General features: G+C 70.2%; 20 protein-coding genes and 1 riboswitch. Of the genes, 5 read left to right on the forward strand and 15 right to left on the reverse strand.

Going from position 1 to position 21,880, the window contains the following annotated elements; all coding sequences use genetic code 11:
• Positions 1 to 169 precede the first annotated feature (169 nt).
• The 5 genes from ACLQ2Q_RS00860 to ribD form a co-directional block, all read right to left on the reverse strand.
• Positions 170 to 523 carry a Fe-S protein gene (locus ACLQ2Q_RS00860; protein WP_425816991.1) on the reverse strand — a complete coding sequence of 118 codons (354 nt, stop codon included), beginning with the start codon at positions 521 to 523 and terminating at the stop codon, positions 170 to 172.
• Positions 524 to 830: 307 nt separating this feature from the next.
• Entirely contained in the window at positions 831 to 1,304 is a 474-nt protein-coding gene (gene ribH / locus ACLQ2Q_RS00865; RefSeq protein ID WP_425816993.1) for a 6,7-dimethyl-8-ribityllumazine synthase, read from the reverse strand.
• Positions 1,301 to 2,566: a GTP cyclohydrolase II gene (gene ribA / locus ACLQ2Q_RS00870; RefSeq protein WP_425816995.1), complete on the reverse strand. Its 1,266-nt coding sequence runs from the start codon at positions 2,564 to 2,566 to the stop codon at positions 1,301 to 1,303. Before ribA ends, ribH begins: the two co-directional genes overlap by 4 nt.
• Positions 2,563 to 3,219 carry a riboflavin synthase gene (locus tag ACLQ2Q_RS00875; RefSeq protein WP_425816997.1) on the reverse strand — a complete coding sequence of 219 codons (657 nt, stop codon included), beginning with the start codon at positions 3,217 to 3,219 and terminating at the stop codon, positions 2,563 to 2,565. Before ACLQ2Q_RS00875 ends, ribA begins: the two co-directional genes overlap by 4 nt.
• Position 3,220: 1 nt before the next feature.
• On the reverse strand, positions 3,221 to 4,300 hold the full coding sequence (ribD, locus tag ACLQ2Q_RS00880) for a bifunctional diaminohydroxyphosphoribosylaminopyrimidine deaminase/5-amino-6-(5-phosphoribosylamino)uracil reductase RibD (RefSeq protein ID WP_425816999.1): 1,080 nt from the start codon (positions 4,298 to 4,300) through the stop codon (positions 3,221 to 3,223).
• Positions 4,301 to 4,354: 54 nt separating this feature from the next.
• Positions 4,355 to 4,514: riboswitch (FMN riboswitch) on the reverse strand.
• 123 nt (positions 4,515 to 4,637) lie between these two features.
• Here ribD and ACLQ2Q_RS00885 point away from each other — a divergent pair.
• Together ACLQ2Q_RS00885 and glpK are read left to right on the forward strand one after the other, a co-directional pair.
• Entirely contained in the window at positions 4,638 to 6,398 is a 1,761-nt protein-coding gene (locus ACLQ2Q_RS00885) for a glycerol-3-phosphate dehydrogenase/oxidase (RefSeq protein WP_425817001.1), read from the forward strand.
• Between the two features lie 72 nt (positions 6,399 to 6,470).
• Entirely contained in the window at positions 6,471 to 7,997 is a 1,527-nt protein-coding gene (gene glpK / locus ACLQ2Q_RS00890; protein WP_425817003.1) for a glycerol kinase GlpK, read from the forward strand.
• A 129-nt stretch (positions 7,998 to 8,126) separates the two neighbouring features.
• On the opposite strand, the gene ACLQ2Q_RS00895 is transcribed toward glpK, so the two are convergent.
• Positions 8,127 to 8,999: an Fpg/Nei family DNA glycosylase gene (locus ACLQ2Q_RS00895; protein ID WP_425817005.1), complete on the reverse strand. Its 873-nt coding sequence runs from the start codon at positions 8,997 to 8,999 to the stop codon at positions 8,127 to 8,129.
• Positions 9,000 to 9,032: 33 nt separating this feature from the next.
• On the reverse strand, positions 9,033 to 9,593 hold the full coding sequence (locus ACLQ2Q_RS00900; RefSeq protein WP_425817007.1) for a GNAT family N-acetyltransferase: 561 nt from the start codon (positions 9,591 to 9,593) through the stop codon (positions 9,033 to 9,035).
• 554 nt (positions 9,594 to 10,147) lie between these two features.
• On the opposite strand from ACLQ2Q_RS00900, the gene ACLQ2Q_RS00905 reads away from it, so the two are divergent.
• A complete protein-coding gene (locus ACLQ2Q_RS00905) occupies positions 10,148 to 10,984 on the forward strand; it encodes a DUF559 domain-containing protein (RefSeq protein ID WP_425817009.1) in 837 nt (278 codons plus the stop codon).
• 217 nt (positions 10,985 to 11,201) lie between these two features.
• Here ACLQ2Q_RS00905 and trpS read toward each other — a convergent pair whose 3' ends face one another.
• From trpS to sdhC, 8 genes are read right to left on the reverse strand one after another with little or no spacing between them, the layout of a single operon-like run.
• Positions 11,202 to 12,206 carry a tryptophan--tRNA ligase gene (trpS, locus tag ACLQ2Q_RS00910; protein ID WP_425817011.1) on the reverse strand — a complete coding sequence of 335 codons (1,005 nt, stop codon included), beginning with the start codon at positions 12,204 to 12,206 and terminating at the stop codon, positions 11,202 to 11,204.
• Positions 12,207 to 12,261: 55 nt separating this feature from the next.
• Positions 12,262 to 13,110 carry an exodeoxyribonuclease III gene (locus tag ACLQ2Q_RS00915; RefSeq protein ID WP_425817013.1) on the reverse strand — a complete coding sequence of 283 codons (849 nt, stop codon included), beginning with the start codon at positions 13,108 to 13,110 and terminating at the stop codon, positions 12,262 to 12,264.
• Between the two features lie 36 nt (positions 13,111 to 13,146).
• A complete protein-coding gene (locus ACLQ2Q_RS00920) occupies positions 13,147 to 14,379 on the reverse strand; it encodes a YihY/virulence factor BrkB family protein (RefSeq protein WP_425817015.1) in 1,233 nt (410 codons plus the stop codon).
• A gap of 9 nt (positions 14,380 to 14,388) precedes the next feature.
• Positions 14,389 to 15,588: an MFS transporter gene (locus ACLQ2Q_RS00925; protein ID WP_425817017.1), complete on the reverse strand. Its 1,200-nt coding sequence runs from the start codon at positions 15,586 to 15,588 to the stop codon at positions 14,389 to 14,391.
• A 57-nt stretch (positions 15,589 to 15,645) separates the two neighbouring features.
• The gene (locus ACLQ2Q_RS00930) at positions 15,646 to 16,443 is read right to left on the reverse strand and encodes a succinate dehydrogenase iron-sulfur subunit (protein WP_425817019.1); all 798 of its coding nucleotides are present in this window, start codon (positions 16,441 to 16,443) and stop codon (positions 15,646 to 15,648) included.
• 2 nt (positions 16,444 to 16,445) lie between these two features.
• Positions 16,446 to 18,248, reverse strand: coding sequence for a succinate dehydrogenase flavoprotein subunit (gene sdhA, locus ACLQ2Q_RS00935; RefSeq protein WP_425817021.1), 1,803 nt, complete (start codon positions 18,246 to 18,248; stop codon positions 16,446 to 16,448).
• A gap of 34 nt (positions 18,249 to 18,282) precedes the next feature.
• Positions 18,283 to 18,744: a succinate dehydrogenase hydrophobic membrane anchor subunit gene (locus tag ACLQ2Q_RS00940; protein ID WP_425817023.1), complete on the reverse strand. Its 462-nt coding sequence runs from the start codon at positions 18,742 to 18,744 to the stop codon at positions 18,283 to 18,285.
• Positions 18,744 to 19,172: a succinate dehydrogenase, cytochrome b556 subunit gene (gene sdhC / locus ACLQ2Q_RS00945; protein WP_425817025.1), complete on the reverse strand. Its 429-nt coding sequence runs from the start codon at positions 19,170 to 19,172 to the stop codon at positions 18,744 to 18,746. Before sdhC ends, ACLQ2Q_RS00940 begins: the two co-directional genes overlap by 1 nt.
• 185 nt (positions 19,173 to 19,357) lie before the next feature.
• On the opposite strand from sdhC, the gene ACLQ2Q_RS00950 reads away from it, so the two are divergent.
• Complete coding sequence (locus ACLQ2Q_RS00950; protein WP_425817027.1) at positions 19,358 to 20,473, forward strand: mannose-1-phosphate guanylyltransferase; 1,116 nt, start codon at positions 19,358 to 19,360, stop codon at positions 20,471 to 20,473.
• 159 nt (positions 20,474 to 20,632) lie between these two features.
• Positions 20,633 to 21,787 carry a BMP family lipoprotein gene (locus tag ACLQ2Q_RS00955; protein WP_425817030.1) on the forward strand — a complete coding sequence of 385 codons (1,155 nt, stop codon included), beginning with the start codon at positions 20,633 to 20,635 and terminating at the stop codon, positions 21,785 to 21,787.
• The last annotated feature ends 93 nt before the right edge of the window (positions 21,788 to 21,880 follow it).

Consider the following 21,880-nt stretch of genomic DNA (forward strand, 5'->3'; position numbering starts at 1 on the left):
CGCGTGACGCAGGGTGACGCGTCAGGCGGCTCTGCGCTGGGTCACCGCGTGGCCGGGTGGTTGCCGGACACGAGGGACAAGTTTACCGTGCGCTCGCCGGGGGAGCCCGGAAACCGCAGCGGATGCCGCCGCGGCGCGGGCGCGGGCGCAGGCACCGTTCGGGCCGGGTTCAGCGCCAGAGCACGGCGATGGCGGCGTTGGCCAGCGTCAGGGCCCCGATCGACCAGAAGATCGCCGGCGGCACCGATCCGGACTTGCGCTGGCGCCCGGCGCCGACGCCCAGCAGCGCCCCGATGATGATCAGGATGCCGAGCTTCACGCCGAGCTTGACGGGATTCAGCTCGTAGTCCCGGCCGAACGGCGCCGCGAGGATGATGCCCGCGAGGCCTGCGATGCCGAGGCCCCAGTTCATCAGCCGGGTGATGCCGCGATGGCCGTTGACGGCCTCGACGACCCACGCGCCGAAGAGGACGGCGAAGCCGACGAGGTGGAAGAGCAGGACCAGGTGGCGCAGGAACTCCATGCTCGCCACGGTAGGCCGATCCGCGCACTGCCGCCACCCAGGCGCGCCTCACCCGCCCCGCCCGGCGCTCGGCGCCGGCACAGAGGCGCTCTCCATCCGCCCGCAGCCCGGCACGCCGGGCGCCGGCACAGGCGCGCCCCACCCACCCGGACCGGCACGAACTTCGGAAAATGTGGCGAAACTCGGACGATTCAGGCGAAAAGCTCCGAACCAGGCGACATTCTCCGAAGTTCGTGCGGGCGGGGGCGGCGTCCGCGCGCCCAGGTCCCGCGCGCCGGCCGCCGGCGCGCAGGCGACGCAGGCGCCCTCAGCCCCGGAGGTCGCGCAGCACCAGGGCCGTGCGCAGAGCGGCGTCCGCCGCCTCTGCGCCCTTGTCCTCGAGAGACCCCGGGAGGCCGGCGCGAGCGAGCCCCTGCTGCTCGTCGTCCAGGGTCAGGACCCCGAAGCCGACGGGCTTGCCCGCGTCGAGGGCGACGCGTGTGAGTCCATCGGTGGTCGCGGCGGAGACGTACTCGAAGTGCGGCGTCCCGCCGCGGATGATGACGCCGAGGGCGACGACGGCGTCGGCGCCGCCGGCGAAGGCCGCCTGCGCGGCGATCGCCAGCTCGAACGACCCGGGCACCCGCACGAGGCGATGGTTCGCGCCCGCGGTATCCAGCACCCGCTCCGCGCCGGCGATGAGTCCGTCGCTGATGACGTCGTGCCACGTGCCCGCGATCACGACGACCTTCAGTCCCGCGCCGTCGATCCCGCCGCCGGTGGGCGCCCCCTCGCGGCTCACCGGTCGCTCCCGAGGCGCTCGAGTGCTTCTGCGATCTCTTCCTGTCCGATCACGTGTCCCATCCTGTCGCGCTTGGTCTCGAGGTACTGGTGGTTGTTGGGGCCGATGCCGACGATGAGGGGCACCTGCTCGACGACGTCGAGTCCGAGCTCCCGCAGCTGCGTCACCTTGTCGGTGTTGTTGGTGAGCAGGCGGATGCGCTCGACGCCCAGGTCGGCGAGGATGCCGGCTGCCGCCGCGTAATCGCGGGCATCGGCCGGCAGCCCGAGCGCGAGGTTCGCGTCGACCGTGTCGAGACCGCGTTCCTGCAGGCTGTAGGCGCGCAGCTTGTTGATCAGGCCGATACCCCGGCCCTCGTGGCCGCGCATGTAGATGACCACGCCGCCCTCCTGCTCGATCGCGTCGAGCGCGGCATCCAGCTGCGGGCCGCACTCGCACTTGAGCGAGCCGAACGCCTCACCGGTCAGGCACTCGGAGTGCACGCGCACGAGCGGAGCGTCGCTGAGCTCGCCCGAGACGACCGCCATGTGGTCGGTGCCGGTCACCCGGTCCTTGTACGCGAGGAAGCGGAAGGAGCCGTGCGCGGTGGGCACCTTGGCGTCCGCACGCAGGCTGACCCGGCGGCGGTGCGCGTGCTCTCCCTCGGGGATCGGCTCGTGCTCGTCGAGGTAGGCGACGAGCTGCTCGATCGTGACGACGGGCACGCCGTCGCGCTCGCCGAGCTCCTTGAGCCCCGGCAGGCGCAGCATGCTGCCGTCCTCCGCGACGATCTCGGCGATCGCGGCGACGGGGCGAAGGCCGGCCAGGCGCATCAGCTCCACCGAGGCCTCGGTGTGGCCGCCGCGCTCCCGCACGCCGCCGTCGACGGCCCGCAGGGGGAGGATGTGACCGGGCCGCTTGACGCTCGTCGGCTGCGAGTCCGGGTCGGCGAGCACGTTGAGGGTGTGGGCGCGGTCGGTGGCGCTGATGCCGGTCGAGAGGCTGTCGGCGGCGTCGACGCTCACCGTATAGGCGGTGCCACGGGCGTCCTCGTTCACCGCGACCATCGGCGGCAGGTCGAGGCGGTCGGCGATCTCGGCCGTCATGGGGGCGCAGATGAACCCGGATGACCACCGCACGATCCACGCGATCCACTCGGGGCTCGCGAGCTCGGCCGAGATGACCGCATCGCCCTCGTTCTCTCTGTTCTCATCGTCCGCGACGATGATCGGGCGACCGGCCTTCAGGGCCTCGATCGCCTCCGGGATGGTTGCAAGGCTCATCGGGAGCCTCCTTCGTTCGATGTGTACTGCGGGGTGAAAGCGAGGAGGCGCTGCACGTGGCGCGCCAGGATGTCGGTCTCGAGGTTCACGCGATCGCCGGGGGAGCGGCCGCCGAGTGTCGTCGCCGCGAGCGTCTCGGGAATCAGCGAGACCTCGAACCAGTGACCGGCGTCCCCGGTCTCCGAGCCGGCCGGCGGGTCGCTCACGGCACTGACGGTGAGCGAGACGCCATCCACCGAGATGGATCCCTTGTCGACCACGAGCGGTGCCAGGTCGGCGGGCAGCGACACCCGGACGACGCTCCACTGCGCGCCGGGGCGCACCTCCAGCACGGAGCCGGTGCCATCGACGTGGCCCTGCACGATGTGGCCGCCGAGCCGTCCGCCGGTCGCGGTGGCGCGCTCGAGGTTCACCGGAGTGCCGACTCCGAATTCGCCGAGGGTCGACATGTCGAGCGTCTGCTTCATCACATCGGCGGTGAAGGATTCGGCATCCTGCGCGATCACCGTCAGACACACGCCGCTGACGGCGATGGAGTCGCCGTGCCCGGCATCCGAGACGGCCTTCGGCCCCCGCACGGTCAGACGAACGCCGTCGCCCGAGGGTTCGATGGCCGTGATCTCGCCGAGCTCCTCGATGATTCCGGTGAACATGTCAGGCTCCTCTTGTCTGTGTGCTGAATCTGTGGTCGCGCGCCGGGACGAAATCCTCGGCGCCGTCGGTGCGCTGTGGCGTCGCGATCACGAGCAGGTCGTCGCCTAGGCGCTCCACCGCGGTCACCGCGAGCCGCCGGGCCGCGGCGATCGTCGGCACGCCGACGTCCGTCAGTGCGAGGCGACCGCCCCCGAGCAGCACCGGGGCGATGTAGGCCAGCACCTCGTCGGCGAGGCCAGCGGCGACGAAGGCGCTCGCCAGGGTGGGCCCGCCCTCGACGAAGACCCGCTGGATCCCGCGTGCGTGAAGATCCTCCAGCACGGCGGCGACGTCATGGGTGGGGAAGAACAGCGGGTGCCGCGGATGCCGGCGGATCGCGGCGTCTTCGCGCACGTCCCGAGCACCGATCACCACGGGCACCGGCTGCGCGGCGAACGGACCGTGCGGCCCCCGGGCCGTGAGCGCGGGATCGTCGGCGAGCACCGTGCCGGTGCCGACCACGATCGCATCGGCCTCCGAGCGGCGGCGATGAACGTCCGCGCGTGCTTCCGGGCCCGTGATCCACTGACTGGTGCCGTCATCGGCCGCGGCCCGGCCGTCCAGGCTCTGCGCCCATTTCACGGTGACGTGCGGTCTCCCCAGCTGGGCGGCGGTCACCCATGGCCCGATCAGGGCGAGCGCGGCCTCGGCCTCGACACCTGTCTCCACGCCGACGCCCGCCGCGCGCAGGCGGTCGGCGCCGCCGTGCGAGACCGCCACCGGGTCATCGAGCGCATACACGACGCGCGAGACGCCCGCCTCGATGAGCGCGACGGCGCAGGGGCCGGTGCGCCCCGTGTGGTTGCAGGGCTCCAGCGTGACGATCGCGGTCGCGCCGCGCGCTGCACCCGGGGAGAGGTGTGACAGGGCGTCGACCTCGGCATGCGCGGTGCCGGCCCCGCGGTGCCAGCCCTCGGCCAGCGTGGTGCCGTCAGGGGCCAGCAGGACGGCGCCCACCTGCGGGTTCACGCCGACGGGTCCGCGGGCCGCCAGTTCGAGGGCGCGCCGCATCGCACTGCGTTCCGCTCCGCTCACTGCCATCCCGATCCTCCGCTGAGGTCTCCGGGGTATGCGCGGCGGCGCGCATGCGCGACGCCCGTGCTGCCTCCCATCCGGACTCGCGGGGAGATCCCCGCATCACCGTCGGTTCCGGAATTCCACCGGATCAACCTCGGCGGCATCCAGGTGGATGCTGGTGCCGAAGCTCGCGGACTGTCACCGCCGGTTCGGATTCTCACCGACCCCGGAGCACGTACTGCTCTGAGTGTAGTCAACGCCGCTCGGCGCACATCATTCCCTTCCTCATATGACGACGGCTCCGCCCCCGCCTCCGGCCGCCTCCCTCCGGGAGGACATAGCCTGGGGGGGAGGGGGCAGAATGACTTTCGGGAACAGGCAGACGCACGGGTTTGCGGGCCTCGCGGCCCGGCCGTACGCGGACGTGCTCGTGGTGGGCGGCGGCATCAACGGGGCCGCCACGTTCCGCGACCTGGCGATGCAGGGAGTCGATGTCGCCCTCGTCGAGCGCCGCGACTACGTCAGCGGCGCATCCGCAGCCTCGTCGCACATGATCCACGGCGGCATCCGCTATCTCGAGAACGGCGAGTTCCGCCTCGTCCACGAGGCCGTCACCGAGCGCAACGGGCTGCTGCGCATCGCCCCGCACTACGTGCGACCGCTGCAGACCACCATCCCGATCTACTCCGCTTTCTCCGGAATCCTGAGCGCTCCCTTCCGCTTCCTCTTCCACGGCGGCGGAAAGGCCCGCGAACGTGGGGCGGTGCTGATCAAGGTCGGGCTCGTGATCTACGACTCGTTCTCGCGCAGCGGCGGCCGCGTCCCCCGCCACACCTTCCACGGGCGCAGGCGATCGCTTGCCGCGCTGCCGGCGCTGAACCCCGCGGTCAAGTACACGGCGACCTACTGGGACGCCTCGGTGCACGACCCGGAACGCCTGGCGATCGACGTGCTGCGCGACGGCATAGCCGCCGGCGGCGACCGAGCGCGCGCGGCCAACTACGCGGCGGCCGTGGGGGCCGACGGCGGTCGCGTCGTGCTGCGCGACGAGCTGACGGGCGACGAGATTTCGTTCGCGGCATCCGTCGTCATCAACGCCTCCGGGCCGTGGACCGACCTCACGAACGAGGCGCTCGGCGACCGCACCCGCTACATGGGCGGCACCAAGGGGTCCCACATCGTGCTCGACCAGCCCGAACTGCTCGAGGCCACGCAGGGCCGTGAGCTCTTCTTCGAGAACAGCGACGGCCGCATCGTGCTGATCTACCCGATCAAGGGCCGGGTGCTCGTCGGCACGACCGACATCGAGCACGACATGGGCGATCCGATCGTCTGCACCGAAGACGAGGTGGACTACTTCATCGACCTCGTCCGCAGCGTCTTCCCCGACATCCCCGTTGAGCGCGACCGCATCGTCTTCCGCTTCTCGGGTGTGCGGCCGCTGCCCGGGCACGGCGACCTCGCGCCCGGATTCGTCTCCCGGGACTACCGCATCGAGGCCGCGCCGCTCCGCGGGGGAGACGCGACCGTCCTGAGCCTGGTCGGCGGCAAGTGGACCACATTCCGGGCCTCCGCCGAGACCCTCGCCGATCGCGCCCTCGCCGTCATGGCCCGCCCTCGTCGCCGCACCACCAAGGGCGTGGCGATCGGCGGCGGGCGGGGCTTCCCCTCGAACGATCGCGCGCGCGAGACGTGGCTCGCCGCGCACGACGCCGTGGTCGGCCGCGATCGCGCCGCGGTGCTGCTCGAGCGGTACGGCACCGTCGCCGGAGAGGTCATGCGGACGATCGAACAGGATGCCGCCGACACGGCGCTCGCCGGCGCTCCGTCGTACAGCACCGGCGAACTGCGCCACCTGGCGGAGACCGAGGGCGTCGTGCACCTCGACGACGTGCTGCTGCGCCGCACGAGCCTGGCCTTCACGGGCGCGGCGACGCCCGAGACGGCGCGAGAGGTGGCCGAGGCGATCGCCGGAGTCCTCGGGTGGGATGCCGCTCGCATCGATGCCGAGGTGCAGAGAGGGCTCGAGGCCGTGCACGCGGCGGATCCCGTCGGGCCTGCGCTCGGGTCGGATGCCGAAACCCGCCCCGCGGGCATCCCCGACACGCGCACCGCGCGATAGCCTGGCGCCCGACAGTGCCGCCCGCGGCACCCTGACACCGGCGCCGCGGCGCCCGACGCGCGAGGAGGCGCTGTGGCCGATCACGTGCTGGCGCTCGACCAGGGAACCACGTCGACAAGGGCGATCGTCTTCGATTCGGCAGGGGAGATCACCGCGGTCGCTCAACGGGAGCACGCTCAGATCATGCCGCGCGCCGGGTGGGTCGAGCACGACCCGGTCGAGATCTGGACCAACACCGAGTGGGTGATCGCGGCCGCGCTGCAGAACGCGCACCTGGGCGCCGGCGACATCGCCGGCGTCGGCATCACGAATCAGCGGGAGACGGCGATCGTGTGGGATCGCCGCAGCGGGCGCCCGATCTACAACGCCATCGTGTGGCAGGACACCCGCACCCAGCCGCTGGTCGATGCGCTCGCCGCCGAAGGCTCCGGCACCGACCGCTTCGCCGAGCAGACCGGCCTGCCGCTCGCGACCTACTTCTCGGCATCCAAGGTCGCCTGGATCCTCGAGAACGTACCGGGCGCGCGTGCCGCCGCCGAAGCAGGGTACGCGCTGTTCGGCACCCCGGACACCTGGCTCGCCTGGAACCTCACGGGCGGCAGCGGGGGCGGCATCCACGTGACGGATGTCACGAACGCGAGCCGCACGCAGCTCTTCGACCTCGCCACCCTGGACTGGTCCGACGAGCTCCTCGCCGTGTTCGGCATCCCGCGTTCGATGATGCCCGAGGTGCGCTCTTCGTCCGAGGTGATGGGCGATGTCCTGGTGCCCGGCGTGCTGCGAGGCGTCCCGATCGCGGGGATCCTCGGCGACCAGCAGGCGGCGACGTTCGGGCAGGCCGCGTTCGAGTCGGGCGAGTCCAAGAACACCTATGGCACCGGCAACTTCCTGCTCGTGAGCACGGGACCGGAGATCGTGCGCTCGGAGCACGGCCTCATCACGACGGTCGCCTACCGGTGCGGCAATGACCCGGCCTGCTACGCCCTCGAGGGGTCCATCGCGGTGACGGGCTCGCTCGTGCAGTGGCTTCGCGACAACCTCGGCATCATCTCCCGGTCGGAGGATGTGGAGCGCCTGGCCCGCACCGTCGATGACAACGGCGGGGCGCACTTCGTGCCGGCGTTCTCGGGGCTGTTCGCCCCGTACTGGCGTCCGGATGCGCGCGGAGCGCTCGTTGGCCTGACCCGGTTCGTGAACAAGGCGCACATCGCCCGCGCAGCGCTGGAGTCGACGGCCTTCCAGACCCGCGACGTCGTGGATGCGGTCGTCGCCGACACCGGTGTGGCGCTGACCGAGATCCGCGTCGACGGCGGGATGACGCGGGACGACCTGCTCATGCAGTTCCAGGCGGACATCCTCGGGATCCCGGTGGTGCGCCCGCACATCGTCGAGACGACGGCGCTCGGCGCCGCCTACGCAGCGGGGCTCGCGACGGGGGTATGGGCGACGCACGACGACCTGCGGGCGCACTGGCGCGAGGACAAGCGCTGGGAGCCGCGGATGTCGGAGGACGAGCGCGAGCGCCGCTACCGCATCTGGAAGAAGGCCGTCTCGAAGTCCCTCGACTGGGTCGACGACGACGTCTCGACCGGCGCCTGAGGCGCGCCGCCGCGCCGCTACCCCGGTCCCTGAGCGAGCGCAGCGAGGAGGGGCAGCCCTCTTCTCCCTGCGGTCCCTGAGCGAGCGCAGCGAGACGAAGGGCCCGCGCCCCCTCGTCCCGCGGACCCGCTACTTGAGCAGCCGCGACAACCGGCGGTCGGCGAGTGGCTTGCCGCCCGTCTGACAGGTGGCGCAGTACTCGAGCGAGTTGTCGGCGAAGAACACACTGCGCACAGTGTCGCCGCACACCGGACAGGTCTGCCCCGCGCGCCCGTGCACCCGCATGCCTCGGCGCTTCGCGTCCTTCAGGTCGGCCGGTGGCTTGCCGGATGCCTCGGCGACGGCATCCGTCAGTGTCTCCTTCATCGCGGCGTAGAGGTGCGCGACCTCATCCTCAGACAGGTTCGCGGCCAGCGCATAGGGCGACATGCGCGCCGCGTGCAGGATCTCGTCGGAATAGGCGTTGCCGATGCCCGCGATCGTGGCCTGGTCTCTGAGCACCCCCTTGATCTGCGTCCGACGACCGTGCAGAAGGCCAGCGAAGACGTCGAGCGTGAAGCCCGAGTCGAGGGGATCCGGCCCGAGCCGAGCCACGCCCGGCACCTCATCCGGGTCGCGGACCACGTAGACGGCGAGCGACTTCTTGGTTCCCGCCTCGGTGAGATCGAACCCGGAGCCGTCGCCGAGTCCGACCCGCAACGCGATCGGCGTCTTGCCCGGCCTGATCAGCGTGGCGGGGAGCGCGTCATACCAACGCAGCCAGCCGGCCTTGGCCAGGTGGAACACGAGGTGAAGTGGCGCCTCTTCCGTGCCGGCATCCACATCGAGGAATTTGCCGCGGCGCGATACCCGGCGTATCGCGGCGCCCTGCAGGGCGTGCACGGGCGGGTCGTAGGTCTTGAGCGCGGAGAACGACGCGACCGTGACGCGCGAGACCTCGAGCCCCGTCGTCCGGCCGTTCAGGAAGTCGACGAGCCCCTGAACCTCGGGCATCTCCGGCATGCGCCTATCCTGTCACGGGCCGCCGACGCGCGGTCAGCTCTCGAGCACCGGCCAGGGCTGCGGCGAGCGATCGTCTCCCGCGAGCAGCCCGGCGATCCAGCCGTCGTCCCGTCCACGCGGGCTGGCCAGGCCGGCTCGGAGCAGTCCCTCGTACCGGAACCCGAGGGTGCGCGCGCTGCGCGCCGACGGGACGTTCCCCACGACGGCGCGCCACTCGACACGCTCGAGCTTCAGCGGCTCCGCAAAGGCGAAGTCGATGACCGCCCGAGCCGCCTCGGTGAGGTATCCGCGGCCGCGCGCCCCGGGCGACATCCAGTAGCCGATCTCGGCCTCACCGCCCTTGACCCGGTGCAGCCCGACCATGCCGGCGAACGCCTCGGGGGAGTGGATCGACCAGACGTAGTCGCTGCCTGTGTCCCACCACCGTGCGGTGTTGGCGACGAATTCCTCGGCGTGGTGCCGCTCGTAGGGGAAGGGCACGGGCGTATACCGCCAGACCTCGGGATCCTGGCACCCGGCCGTGATCGGGTCGATGTCGTCCTCCGCAGGCGCCGAAAGCACGAGGCGCGCCGTGGTCAGGGTCACCGGTTCCATCGGGCCCACGATACCCAACTCGCAGCCGCGCGCTCCAGCGTCGTTCATCTGCCACCGCCGGTCGTGCACACGGGAGCAGGTCCGCTCGCCACCGCCGGTGCGGACTCGGAAGTGGGTTCGTCGCCACCGCCGGCGTGCACCTCGGAGCAGATCCGTCGCCGCAGGGCACCGTTGCGGCCCCGACAGGCCGTTCGGACGCGATTCTGCGCCCGAGTGCACGGCGTCTTCCGTCGCAGCCCAAGGCGCCCACACGGCGCCGACCCCCGGCCCACCGGACCCTGACAACCCCCGACCTCCGGCTCGCGAGTCCGACCGCGTCAATTCGGGCCCAGCGGCGGCCGGAGGCCGTGATTCCGCAACCCAACCGCCGCCGGCGTGCACTCGGGAGCAGATCTTCTAGCCCGATCCCCACTTATGCGGCGGATTGGCCCCCGCACACGCCGATCTGCGCCCGAGTGCGCGGTGATTCCTGCACAGGTCGCCGGCCGGCGGCGGATTCCCCAGGCTGCGAACCCCGCCCCCGACTCGAGCGGCCGGCTTCCACACTTTGGGGCATGACCCCACCCGCAACCCAGCCCGTCACCCCGACCTGGACGGTCGGCTGGTCCTACGCGGAGCTGCGCGCTGAAGGCCTGTCGAGGCGTTCGATCGACCGGGCTCTCCGTTCCGGCTCACTACTCAGGGCTCGGCGGGACCGGTATCTGCACGGTGATGCCCCGGCGCACGTTGCCGCCGCGGTCGCTTGCGGAGGTCGACTCGATTGCCTGAGCCTGCTCGGCGAGTTGGGCGTGTTCGTCCAGGAGAAGCCGATGCTCCACGTGCAGTTGACGCCCGGCACCGGTCACGGGCCAGGAGTCCGGCACGGAATCGTCCGACACTGGCGGCACACGGCCGCGGACGCCCGAAGCACGACGACAGACATCATCGAGGCACTCGCGCAGGCGTGCCGGTGTCAGAACCCTCGGTCGGCGATCGCCACCCTCGACAGCGCGTGGCACGCGGGATGGGTTGACGAGGAAGGCATAGCCGCGGTGTTCAGGCTGCTGCCGCGGCGCTTCCGTGTGCTTCGCAGCAACCTCGAGCGCCGCAGCGAATCCGGACCCGAGACACTCGTGCGGCTGATGGCCCGAGCGCTGGGGTGCGATGTCGAGGCGCAGGTAAGCATGCCGGGGGTCGGACGAGTGGACCTCGTGCTCGACGGCTTATTGGTGATCGAGTGCGACAGCCAGGAGTTCCATCAGGGCTGGACGTCTCAACAGCGCGACAGGTCCCGGGACCTCGCCCTGGCCGCTATGGGCTACGTGACCCTGCGACCCTGGGCCTCCGCAATCATGTGGCAGCCGGAGACCGTCGTCGATGCGATCCGTGGCTTGCACGGGACCAGAGCTTGACCCGCGCGCCAAGCCACCGGAGTACGTCGCCGAGCACTCAGGCGCAGATCAGGGCCGCACGGCCGCCTTTGGGGCACGCCGGAGCCGTCCTCGGCCCAAACTGCGCCCGAGTGCTCGCACCGCCCCGGTGCTCGGTGCGCCGGCGGCTCCGGCGACGGGCGCGGCACGGCGGCCCGCGGTCGGCGGGCGCCTGGGCGCCTGGCCGCCCGGGCACCGGCTACACCCGGCGGAGCAGCCCGATCCGGTCGTAGACGTCGTTCAGGGTCGCGCCCGCCACCTCGGACGCCTTCGCCGCGTTCGCCGCGAGCACCCGGTCGAGTTCGGCGCGGTCATCGAGCAGCGCCAGGGCGCGGTCGCGCACCGGACCGAACTCGCCCACCACGACCTCCGCGAGACCCTTCTTGAAGTCCCCATAGCCGCGACCCGCGTATTCGTCCTCGATCGCCGGGATCTGTCGCCCGGTCAGGGCGGCGTAGATGACGAGAAGGTTCGACACGCCCGGCTTCGCCTCGCGGTCGAAACGCACCGAGCCGTCGCTGTCCGTCACGGCGCGCATGATCTTCTTGGCGCTCACCGACGGGTCGTCGAGCATCCACAGCACACCGGCATCCGACTCCGCGGACTTGGACATCTTCGCCGTCGGATTCTGCAGGTCGAAGATTCGGGCCGTGTCCTTCTGGATGACGGGCCTGGGGACCGCGAAGGTCGCGCCATACCGGCTGTTGAACCGTTCGGCGAGGTCGCGCGTGAGCTCAACGTGCTGCTTCTGGTCGTCGCCGACGGGGACGACGTCGGTCTGGTAGAGCAGGATGTCGGCGGCCATGAGCACCGGGTAGGTGAAGAGGCCGACGTTCGTGGCGTCGGTGCCGTACCGGGCGGACTTGTCCTTGAACTGCGTCATTCGCCCTGCCTCGCCGAAGCCGGTGATCGTCGAGAGCACCCAGGCGAGCTCGGCGTGCTGCGGCACGTGGGACTGCACGTACAGCGTCGACTTCGACGGCTCGATGCCGGCGGCGATGTACTGGGCAGCGGTGCGCCGCGTCTTCTCGCGCAGTTCGGCCGGGTCGTTCGGCTGGGTCAGGGCGTGCAGATCGACGACGGAGAAGTACGCGTCGTACGACTGCTGCAGCTCCCGCCACTGCATGAGGGCCCCGATGTAGTTCCCGATCTGCAGGGAGTCGGCCGAGGGCTGCATGCCGGAATAGAGGCGAGGTCGTGTCACCTCCCTATCCTACGGGCGGCCTCCCGGGCACCCGGCCCGCCGAACCCGCCGCCCCTCAGCCACCCAGGGTGTAGTCGGCCACCACGGGGGCATGATCGCTCCACCGCGTGTCCCACGACGGTGCCCGCACGACGCGGTAGTCCGTGAGCCGCTGGGCAAGGGCCGCGGTCGCGAGGTGGTAGTCGATGCGCCATCCCGTGTCGGTGTCGAATGCCTTGCCGCGGCTCGACCACCAGGTGTACGGGCCGTCGACCTCGCCGTGGAAGGAGCGGCCGATGTCGACCCACCCCAGCCCCGTCCCCTTCGATCCGTCGGCTCCGACCACGGCTTCGCCCGCAGGCCCGACGAACCGGTCGAAGTAGGCCCGCTCGCGGGGCAGGAACCCCGCCTTCTTCACGTTGCCCTTCCAGTTGCGGATGTCGAACTCCCGGTGCCCGACGTTCAGGTCGCCCGTCAGGACGCCGAGGGGCGTCTGGGCGCTCAGCTGCGACATCCGCGCCGTCATCGCGTCGAGGAACAGCCACTTCGCGTCCTGCTTCGGCGTGTCCGCTTCGCCGGTCGGGACGTAGGCGCTGATCACCGCGAGGCGCTCGCCGTCGATGTCGAAGTCGGCCTCGATCCAGCGACCGGAGGTGTCGCCGGCGTCGACGCCCAGTGTCGTTCGGGACTCGAGGGATCCCGCGCGACTCGCGATGGCGACCCCGGCGCGGCCCTTGGCCACCGCTTCGTCGCCGACGATCGTCCACCCGGGCAGCGCGCTCGCGAGGTCCTCCGCGCTCGCACGGACCTCCTGAAGGGTCAGGATGTCGACATCCGCCGTTTCCAGCCAGGGGTGCATGCCCTTGCGCGCTGCGGCGCGGATGCCGTTGACGTTGACGGAGGCGATGCGTACGCGGCGGGGCATACATTCCAGCCTAATCAGCGCCGCGGACACCGGCCGTCATGATCGGAGCGACGCACCCAGGAGGCCACGCGGCTGCGGCTTCGGCTCGAGGCCCTTCACCCGCTCCAGCTCCGCCTCCGCCTTGCGCACCGCGCGGTCCGCCTGCCACGATCTGACCCACGGCGCCGCCTCCCGTTCGCGGCGTGCCTCGCGCAGGGCCACTTCGGCGGTGAGCAGCATCGCCTGATACTCCTTGACCCGGCGGTCGTACTCGGTCTCTGGGATGAGCGGGACATCGGCGTCCTCCGCGGCCACGGCGATCCACGCAGCCGCGACGAGCGTGATGATGCCGACGAGACGGAACCACAGCAGCATCCCGATGAAGACGGCGAACGTGGCGAGCAGAGGATTGGTGGGTCCGCGGGAGAACAGCCACCCGGCACCGATCTGCACGATGACGACCGCGGCGCCGCCGAGCAGGGACCCGGGCCAGATCAGCCGCCACCGCAACGACGTGCCCGAAAGGAACCGGAAGAGCGACGCGAGCGCCAACGCGTCGATGGCGAACGCGACCAGAAGCGCGGCCGCCCGGGCGGTCGATTCGTACCAGAGCGAATCCATGGTCCAGCCGAAAAGCGAGAACACGGTGTTCAACGCCCACGTGGCGAATCCTCCGATGGCTGCGCCGAGGAGCAGCGCCACCCCGAAGACGACCGCGGCCAGCAGATCGCGCGCCTTCATCAGCACGTACGGTCGCGGTTCCTTCGGCAGCCCGAAGATGTCCCGCACGGCGTAACGCGAGTAGGTGACCCAGCCGATCGCCGTCCAGATCAACGCGATGAGGGCGACGCTTCCCGTGAGTCCGAAGAGGCTCGTGCTCGCCGTGGCGATGGAGTCGATGGATTCCGGGGTGATCGGCCCGTTCGCGTCAATGAGGCCCGGGATGTAGGTGTTGATGACCCTGATGAGGGACTCGGTCAGGTTGTCGCTTCCGATGACCAGGAGCCCCGCGACGGCGAAGGCCACATAGATGGCTGCGAAGATCGCGAACAGGGCCTGGTAGCTCACGCCCGCCGCGAGGAGGAAGCCGTTGTGCGCCAGGAAATGCCGCCACACCCGCACGGGGAACCATGCGAGCGTGCGCCGCGTGAGCTCGGTCGCCCGTTCCACCGGCTCTTCGAACCGCTCGCGCCAGGCAGGGCCGGATGCCGCGCCGGATGCCGCGCCGGAATCCTGATCGACGGATGCCGCCTGGCCGCCTTTCACAGGGCGCACGGGCTGGTCGGACACAGCAACAGACTAGCGAGGCGCCGCGGCCACGACGTCGGAGTCTGCGCCCACAGGCACCGGCGCCCGGAACCGCCGGGCCACGAAGAGCACCCCGACGAGCGCGACTGCGGGCAGCAGGAAGGCGATCGCGAGCCCCGGACCGTCCGCAAGAAGGCCGATCAGCACCGCGCCGAGCACCGCCCCCGCGTAGTTGAAGAGGTTGACGCGCGCGATCACCTCGTCCCCCCGGGCCGGTTCCAGCGCCCCCGCCGAGGTGAACGCGAGGGGGACCAGCGCACCGACGGCGACGCCCGCCAGCGCGAACCCGGCGATCGCGGCTCCGACGAAGGGGAGGAACGCAACGACGATGCATCCGAGGATGGAGACGCACGTCGCGGTCACGACCACACGCTGGCGGCCCCAGCGCCGGGTGGCCCGGTCGGCCGCCAGGCGCGTGACCAGCACCGCGGCCTGATAGGCGGCGTAGCCGAGGGGCGCGATCGCGGCGGCGGCCAGGAGGTCGTCGTTCATGTAGACGGTGCTCCAGGTGCTCACTCCGGAATCGAGCGTGAAGGCCGCCAGGATGACGAAGCCGAAGAGCCACATGCCGGTACGCGGCAGCGGCGCCTTGGTGTGGCTGCCGACCGGCGTGGCCGCCCGCGAGCGGTCGAAGCGTCCCACACCCAGCAGCGCCACCGACCCGGCCACGACCGCGGCGAACAGGAGCACCGTTCCGGAGGGCAGTCCGAGTGCGGAGCCGCCGGCGACCGCGAGTGCGCCCACGATCCCGGCCCCGGTCGCCGCGGCGAAGTAGCCGCCCATGATGTCGCGTCCGTACCGCCGCTGGATGAGCACGCCCTGCATGGCGCCGGATGCGTCGACGGCGCCGAGCCCGACGCCGTAGATCCCGAATCCCGCGACGAAGAGGGGGAAGGGAGAATCGGCGGCCACGAGCACGAGACCGGTGACCTCGATGACGAGCCCGACGGCCAGGGCGACGCGGCTTCCGCGCCACTTCGCCAGCACGTCCGCCAGCACCGAGCCGCACGCCGCCGTGACGCACACGAGCAGCACCATCAGGGCCACCGCGGTGTCGTCGATGCCGTACCGCTGCTTGAGCAGCGGCAGCGACGTCACGACGACGGCGTAGCCCAGACCCTGGGCGGCGTAGGCCGCGGTGACGGCGACACGCGAAGATCGAGCGGGGACTTCCGGCGCTCCGACGCTCACAGGGTGGGGCTCGGGCACTGGGGGGCGGCGTTGCTCACGCTGGGAGCATACCGGCGACTACCGCCCTCGCAGGACCGCCTGCTTGACCTCCGCGATCGCCTTCGTGACCTCGATGCCGCGGGGGCACGCCTCGGTGCAGTTGAAGGTGGTGCGGCAGCGCCACACGCCTTCCTTGTCGTTGAGGATGTCGAGGCGCACATCGCCCGCGTCGTCCCGGGAATCGAAGATGAACCGGTGCGCGTTGACGATCGCGGCGGGTCCGAAGTACTGGCCGTCGGTCCAGAACACGGGGCACGACGAGGTGCACGCGGCGCACAGGATGCACTTGGTCGTGTCGTCGAAGATCTCGCGATCGACGATGGACTGCACGCGCTCCTTGCCCTTCTCGGGCACCGAGTTGGCGATCAGGAACGGCTGCACCTCGCGGTACGAGGCGAAGAACGGCTCCATGTCGACGATGAGGTCCTTCTCGAGCGGCAGACCCTTGATCGCCTCGACGTAGATCGGCTGCGAGATGTCGAGGTCCTTGATGAGCGTCTTGCACGCGAGGCGGTTGCGGCCGTTGATGCGCATGGCATCCGAGCCGCAGATGCCGTGGGCGCACGACCGACGGAAGGACAGCGAGCCGTCGACCTCCCACTTGATCTTGTGCAGGGCATCGAGCACGCGGTCGGTCGAGAACAGCTCCACGTCGTAGTCGACCCAGCGCGGCTCGGCGTCGACCTCCGGGTCGAATCGCCGGATGATGAAGGTGATCAGGAACGACTGGATGCCGGTGTCGCCGGCCTCCGCCTGCTTGGCGATGTTCCCGGCGTCGGCGTCGGTGCGCTCGATGATGTCCGTCGCGGTCGTCATGGCTAGTACTTCCTCTCCATGGGCTGGTAGCGCGTGATCACCACGGGCTTCCAGTCGAGCGAGATGTGGTCATCGGCCTGCGACGAGTGGGGGTCGCCGGTGAGGTAGGCCATCGTGTGCTTCATGTACTCGGCGTCCTCGCGATTCGGGAAGTCGTCGCGCATGTGACCGCCGCGGCTCTCCTTGCGGTTGCGGGCCGCGTAGACGACGACCTCGGCGAGGTCGAGCAGGAAGCCGAGCTCGACCGCCTCGAGCAGGTCGGTGTTGTACCGCTTGCCCTTGTCGTCGACGTGGATGTTCAGGAAGCGGCCTCGGAGATCCTCGATGACCCCGAGCATGTGCTTGAGCGAGTCCTCGGTGCGGAAGACCTGGGCGTTCTTGTCCATCTCGTCCTGCAGCGTCTTGCGCAGCACCGCGATGCGCTCCGTGCCGTTGTTGGCGCGCAGGCCCTCGATGAGTTCGCGCACCTCCTTGGCCGGGTCCTCGGGGAGGGGCACGAATTCGGCGGTCTGCGAGTACTTCACCGCGTTCTTGCCGGCGCGCTTGCCGAAGACGTTGATGTCGAGCAGCGAGTTGGTGCCGAGGCGATTCGAGCCGTGCACCGACACGCACGCGCACTCGCCGGCGGCGTAGAGCCCGGGCACGACCGTCGTGTTGTTCGAGAGCACCTCGGCGTCGTTGTTCGTCGGGATGCCGCCCATGGCGTAATGCGCGGTGGGCATGACGGGGACGGGCTCGACGACCGGGTCGACGCCGAGATAGGTGCGGGCGAACTCCGTGATGTCGGGCAGCTTCGTCTCGAGCACCTCCGCGCCCAGGTGCGTGCAGTCCAGCAGGACGTAGTCGCGATGCGGACCGGCGCCCCGGCCCTCCGCGACCTCCTGCTGCATGCAGCGGCTGACGATGTCGCGCGGCGCGAGGTCCTTGATCGTGGGGGCGTAGCGCTCCATGAACCGCTCGCCGGAGACGTTGCGCAGGATCGCGCCCTCGCCGCGTGCACCCTCGGTGAGCAGGATGCCGAGGCCGGCCAGGCCGGTGGGGTGGAACTGGAAGAACTCCATATCCTCCAGGGGCAGGCCCTTGCGCCAGACGATGCCGACGCCGTCACCGGTGAGGGTGTGCGCGTTGGATGTCGTCTTGTAGATCTTTCCGAACCCGCCGGTGGCGAAGATCACGGCCTTGGACTGGAAGACGTGCAGGTCGCCGGTCGAGAGCTCGTAGGCCACCACGCCGGCGATCTTGGTGCCGCCCGCGGCATCCTTCACCGTGATGAGGTCGAGCACGTAGAACTCGTTGAAGAAGTTGATGCCGAGCTTCACGCAGTTCTGGAACAGCGTCTGCAGGATCATGTGCCCCGTGCGGTCGGCGGCGTAGCACGCCCGCCGGACGGGGGTCTTGCCGTGGTCGGCGGTGTGGCCGCCGAAGCGGCGCTGGTCGATCTTGCCCTCGGGCGTGCGGTTGAAGGGAAGGCCCATGTTCTCGAGGTCGATGACGGCGTCGATCGCCTCCTTCGCCAGGATCTCGGCCGCGTCCTGATCGACGAGGTAGTCGCCGCCCTTGACCGTGTCGAAGGTGTGCCACTCCCACGAGTCCTCCTCGACGTTGGCGAGCGCCGCGGCCATCCCGCCCTGCGCCGCGCCCGTGTGCGAGCGGGTCGGGTAGAGCTTCGAGATGACCGCCGTCTTGGCGCCCGGTCCCGCCTCGATGGCCGCGCGCATGCCGGCACCGCCGGCTCCCACGATGACGACGTCGAACTGGTGGTAGTGCACGCCGTCGCGCACGACGGAGTCGGTGGTCTGGGTCACTTGGTGGGAGCCTTCTTCGTTTCGATCCGCTGATTCATGCTGCGGCCTGGCAGGTCGCCCAGAGCACGCTGTCTTCGGTGACACCGAGGCAGGGGTCGAACGTGAACACGACGAGCGTCCCGAGCAGGATGAGGAATGCGGCCGAGAGTCCCAGCGCCCAGACGAGCACCCGGCGCACCTTCGGGGTGGTGACGTAGTCGTTGACGATCGTGCGCATGCCGTTGGCGCCGTGGATGAGTGCGAGCCACAGCATCAGCACGTCCCACCACTGCCAGAAGGGACTGGCGAACTTTCCGGCGACGAAGGCGAAATCGAGGGCATGGATGCCTTCGCCGACCATCAGGTTGACGAAGAGGTGCCCGAAGATCAGGACGATCAGCAGCACGCCCGAGACGCGCATGTAGATCCAGCCCCACTTCTCGAGGTTGACGCCCCGGTTGCGCGGGGCGGTGGAGCGCGGCGAACGAGGCGGATCCAGTGGCACGGCGGTGGTCATCACTCTCCCCCTCCCGCGAACACGTTCATCAGATGTCTGGGTGCGAAACCGGCCATCGTTACGGCCCAGAGGCCCAGCACTCCCCAGAACAGCTGCCGGTGGTAGCGGGCGCCCTTCGACCAGAAGTCGACGACGATGATGCGCAGCCCGTTGTAGGCGTGGAAGACGATCGCCGCGACGAGCACGACCTCGCCGAGACCCATGATCGGGTTCTTGTACGTGCCGAGCACGGCGTCGTACGCCTCGGGGGACACCCGGATCAGCGCCGTGTCGAGCACGTGCACGAGGAGGAAGAAGAAGATCGCGACGCCCGTGATGCGGTGCAGCACCCACGACCACATGCCCTCGCGGCCCCGGTACAGCGTCCCCCGGGGAACCCTGGACGTGGTCTCCGATATGGACGGTGTCACGCGTATTCCTGCAGACACTGTCGTCCTCCCTGCTTCATCTCGGCGAGGCGTTCGCTGCCCCGCAACCCCGCGCGGGCGCTCGCATCCATCCTATTCGGACACGGCAGGGCGGGCGACTGAGCCCCGCCCAACTGTCTCGACGTCGAGATGTCCCGTTCCCCTCGTGTCGCAGGCCGGAAACATGCCCGCACTACCCTGAAGGCATGGCTGAATCGATCCCCGGCTTCTACGCCGTCATCCCCGCAGGCGGCATCGGCAGCAGGCTGTGGCCGCTCTCCCGAGCGGACGCGCCGAAGTTCCTGCACGACCTGACGGGGTCTGGACAGACCCTCCTCCGCGACACCTGGGACCGGCTGGCCCCCCTCTCCGGTGAGGACCGCATCGCGGTGGTCACCGGCCGCGCGCATCGCGCGGCCGTCGAGCGGGAGCTGCCCGACATCGCGGACCACAACGTCATCCTCGAATCCGAGCCGCGCGACTCCGCCGCGGCGATCGGGCTGGCCGCGGCCATCCTCTCCCGGCGCGAGCCCGACGTCATCATCGGCTCCTTCGCCGCCGATCACGTCATCCGCCAGGTGCGCCAGTTCGACTGGGCGGTGCAGCAGGCGGTGGCCGTCGCCCGCGAGGGCTACATCTGCACGATCGGCATCCAGCCGTCGGAGCCGGCGGTCGGTTTCGGCTACATCAAGAAGGCCGGCGAGCTGGTCATCGACGGCGCCCCCGAGGCGGCGTTCGTCGAGCGCTTCGTCGAGAAGCCCGACCTCGACACGGCGCGCGAGTACGTCACCGATCGCGCCTACCTGTGGAACGCCGGCATGTTCATCTCCCGTGCCGATGTGCTGCTCGCGGAGATCGCCGAGAACCAGCCCGAGCTGCACGCCGGGCTCATGGAGCTGGCGGAGGTCTGGGACGACCGGGAGGCGCGGGGTCCGGTGGTCGACCGCATCTGGCCGAACCTGACCAAGATCGCGATCGACTACGCGGTGGCGGAGCCCGCCGCCGACAAGGGCCGGCTCGCGGTGATCCCGGGGCACTTCGACTGGGACGACGTGGGCGACTTCGCCAGCGTCGCCAAGCTCAACTCGCACGGCCGCGGCAACGACCTGGCGATCCTGGGCGAGAACGCGCGCGTGCTCGCCGACGCGTCCAGCGGCATCGTGGTCAGCCAGACGCGGCGCGTGATCAGCCTCATCGGCGTCAAGGACATCGTCGTGGTCGACACCGAGGACGCTCTGCTGGTCACGACCAGCGAGCACGCTCAGCGGGTGAAGGGCGTGGTGGATGCCTTGAAGCTGAACGGCCGGGGCGACGTGCTCTGATCCTGGATGCCGCCGATCACGGCATCGGATGTCGGCACTGTTGCGTCTTTGTAACCATTGCCCCCCGGGGGACTCGTCGATATGCAAACGGGCCGTCACAGTAGGTAATTTCGTACAGTCACCCGCGAGGTCCGCGGGTGCATCCCTGTGGAGGCTGAGTTGACCATTTCAACCCGTAAAAGAGTGCTCGGCGGATTCCTTGCTGCAAGCGTCTTCGTAGCCCTGGCGGGTTGCGCGTCCCCCCCGCCCGAGACCGACGCGACCGAGGAACCCGGCGGCGGCGCCGCCGCGGTCGAGGGCTACAAGCCCTGCCTCGTGTCGGATGACGGCGGCTTCAACGACAAGTCGTTCAACCAGTCCGCGCTGGAGGGCATGGAGCGCGCCGCCGATGAGCTCGGCGTCGAGATGATCGAGGTGGAGTCCGCGTCTGCCAACGACTACGCGCCGAACCTCGAGAACCTCGTGGCCGAGGGCTGCACGCTCATCGTCTCGGTCGGCTTCAAGCTGTCGGCCGACACGGTCGCCTCCGCAAAGGCGAACCCTGAGATCAGCTACGCGATCATCGACGACTGGGCCGACAACGAGGGCGACACCGACGCGGATGGGAAGCCGACGTTCGACGGCGAGACCGACGCGCCCAACATCAAGCCGCTGATGTTCGACACCGTTCAGGCGGCCTACTTGGGCGGCTACGCCGCCGCGGCGTGGTCGGCTCAGTCGGGCGCCAACAAGGTGGGCACCGTCGGCGGCATCCCGATCCCGCCCGTCACGATCTTCATGGACGGCTTCGTCGACGGCGTCGCCAAGTACAACGAGGACAAGGGCGCCAACGTCGCGACCGTCGGCTGGGATGTCGCAGCCCAGCAGGGCTCCATGACCGGTGGCTTCGCCGCCAACGACACCGCGAAGCAGGCCATGCAGGGCGTCCTCGACCAGGGTGCCGACGTGCTCCTGCCGGTCGGTGGCCCGATCTACCAGAGCGCGCGCGACGCGATCGCCGACAGCGGCGCCGACACCGTGATCCTCGGTGTCGACTCCGACCTCGCCGTCGTCGACCCGACCGTCGCCGACATCGTGCTCGTGTCGATCATGAAGCGCATCGACCAGGCCGTCTACGAGGCCACCATGGCCGCCGCCACCGGCGACTTCGACGTCGCCCCGTACGTCGGCACGCTCGAGAACGAGGGCGTCGGACTCTCCGGCTTCGGCGCGTTCGAGTCGCAGCTGCCCGATGGTCTCGTCGAGGAGCTCGCCGCGCTGCAGGAGCAGATCATCTCGGGTGAGCTCGAGGTGACCTCGCCCAGCTCGCCGTAGTCGGCAGCACCACCATCACCGCGGCCGGTCCGGATGCTTCGCATCCGACCGGCCGCGGTTCCTTCCCGCCCCTGACCCGACTCGATAGGGTGC

The sequence above is a fragment of the Microbacterium sp. DT81.1 genome (genome assembly GCF_049844955.1).
In the GTDB taxonomy this organism is placed as follows: Bacteria; Actinomycetota; Actinomycetes; order Actinomycetales; family Microbacteriaceae; genus Microbacterium.

Excerpts from the sequence above, each read along its gene's own strand:
- ACLQ2Q_RS00860 (WP_425816991.1), bottom strand. The coding sequence starts at position 523 with ATGGAGTTCCTGCGCCACCTGGTCCTGCTCTTCCACCTCGTCGGCTTC.
- ACLQ2Q_RS00940 (WP_425817023.1), bottom strand. The coding sequence starts at position 18,744 with ATGACCACCGCCGTGCCACTGGATCCGCCTCGTTCGCCGCGCTCCACC.
- ribA (WP_425816995.1), bottom strand. The coding sequence starts at position 2,566 with ATGAGCCTTGCAACCATCCCGGAGGCGATCGAGGCCCTGAAGGCCGGT.
- ACLQ2Q_RS00930 (WP_425817019.1), bottom strand. The coding sequence starts at position 16,443 with ATGACGACCGCGACGGACATCATCGAGCGCACCGACGCCGACGCCGGG.
- ACLQ2Q_RS00875 (WP_425816997.1), bottom strand. The coding sequence starts at position 3,219 with ATGTTCACCGGAATCATCGAGGAGCTCGGCGAGATCACGGCCATCGAA.
- ACLQ2Q_RS00895 (WP_425817005.1), bottom strand. The coding sequence starts at position 8,999 with ATGCCGGAGATGCCCGAGGTTCAGGGGCTCGTCGACTTCCTGAACGGC.
- ACLQ2Q_RS00905 (WP_425817009.1), top strand. The coding sequence starts at position 10,148 with ATGACCCCACCCGCAACCCAGCCCGTCACCCCGACCTGGACGGTCGGC.
- ACLQ2Q_RS00885 (WP_425817001.1), top strand. The coding sequence starts at position 4,638 with ATGACTTTCGGGAACAGGCAGACGCACGGGTTTGCGGGCCTCGCGGCC.
- ACLQ2Q_RS00900 (WP_425817007.1), bottom strand. The coding sequence starts at position 9,593 with ATGGAACCGGTGACCCTGACCACGGCGCGCCTCGTGCTTTCGGCGCCT.
- ribD (WP_425816999.1), bottom strand. The coding sequence starts at position 4,300 with ATGGCAGTGAGCGGAGCGGAACGCAGTGCGATGCGGCGCGCCCTCGAA.
- ACLQ2Q_RS00915 (WP_425817013.1), bottom strand. The coding sequence starts at position 13,110 with ATGCCCCGCCGCGTACGCATCGCCTCCGTCAACGTCAACGGCATCCGC.
- ACLQ2Q_RS00950 (WP_425817027.1), top strand. The coding sequence starts at position 19,358 with ATGGCTGAATCGATCCCCGGCTTCTACGCCGTCATCCCCGCAGGCGGC.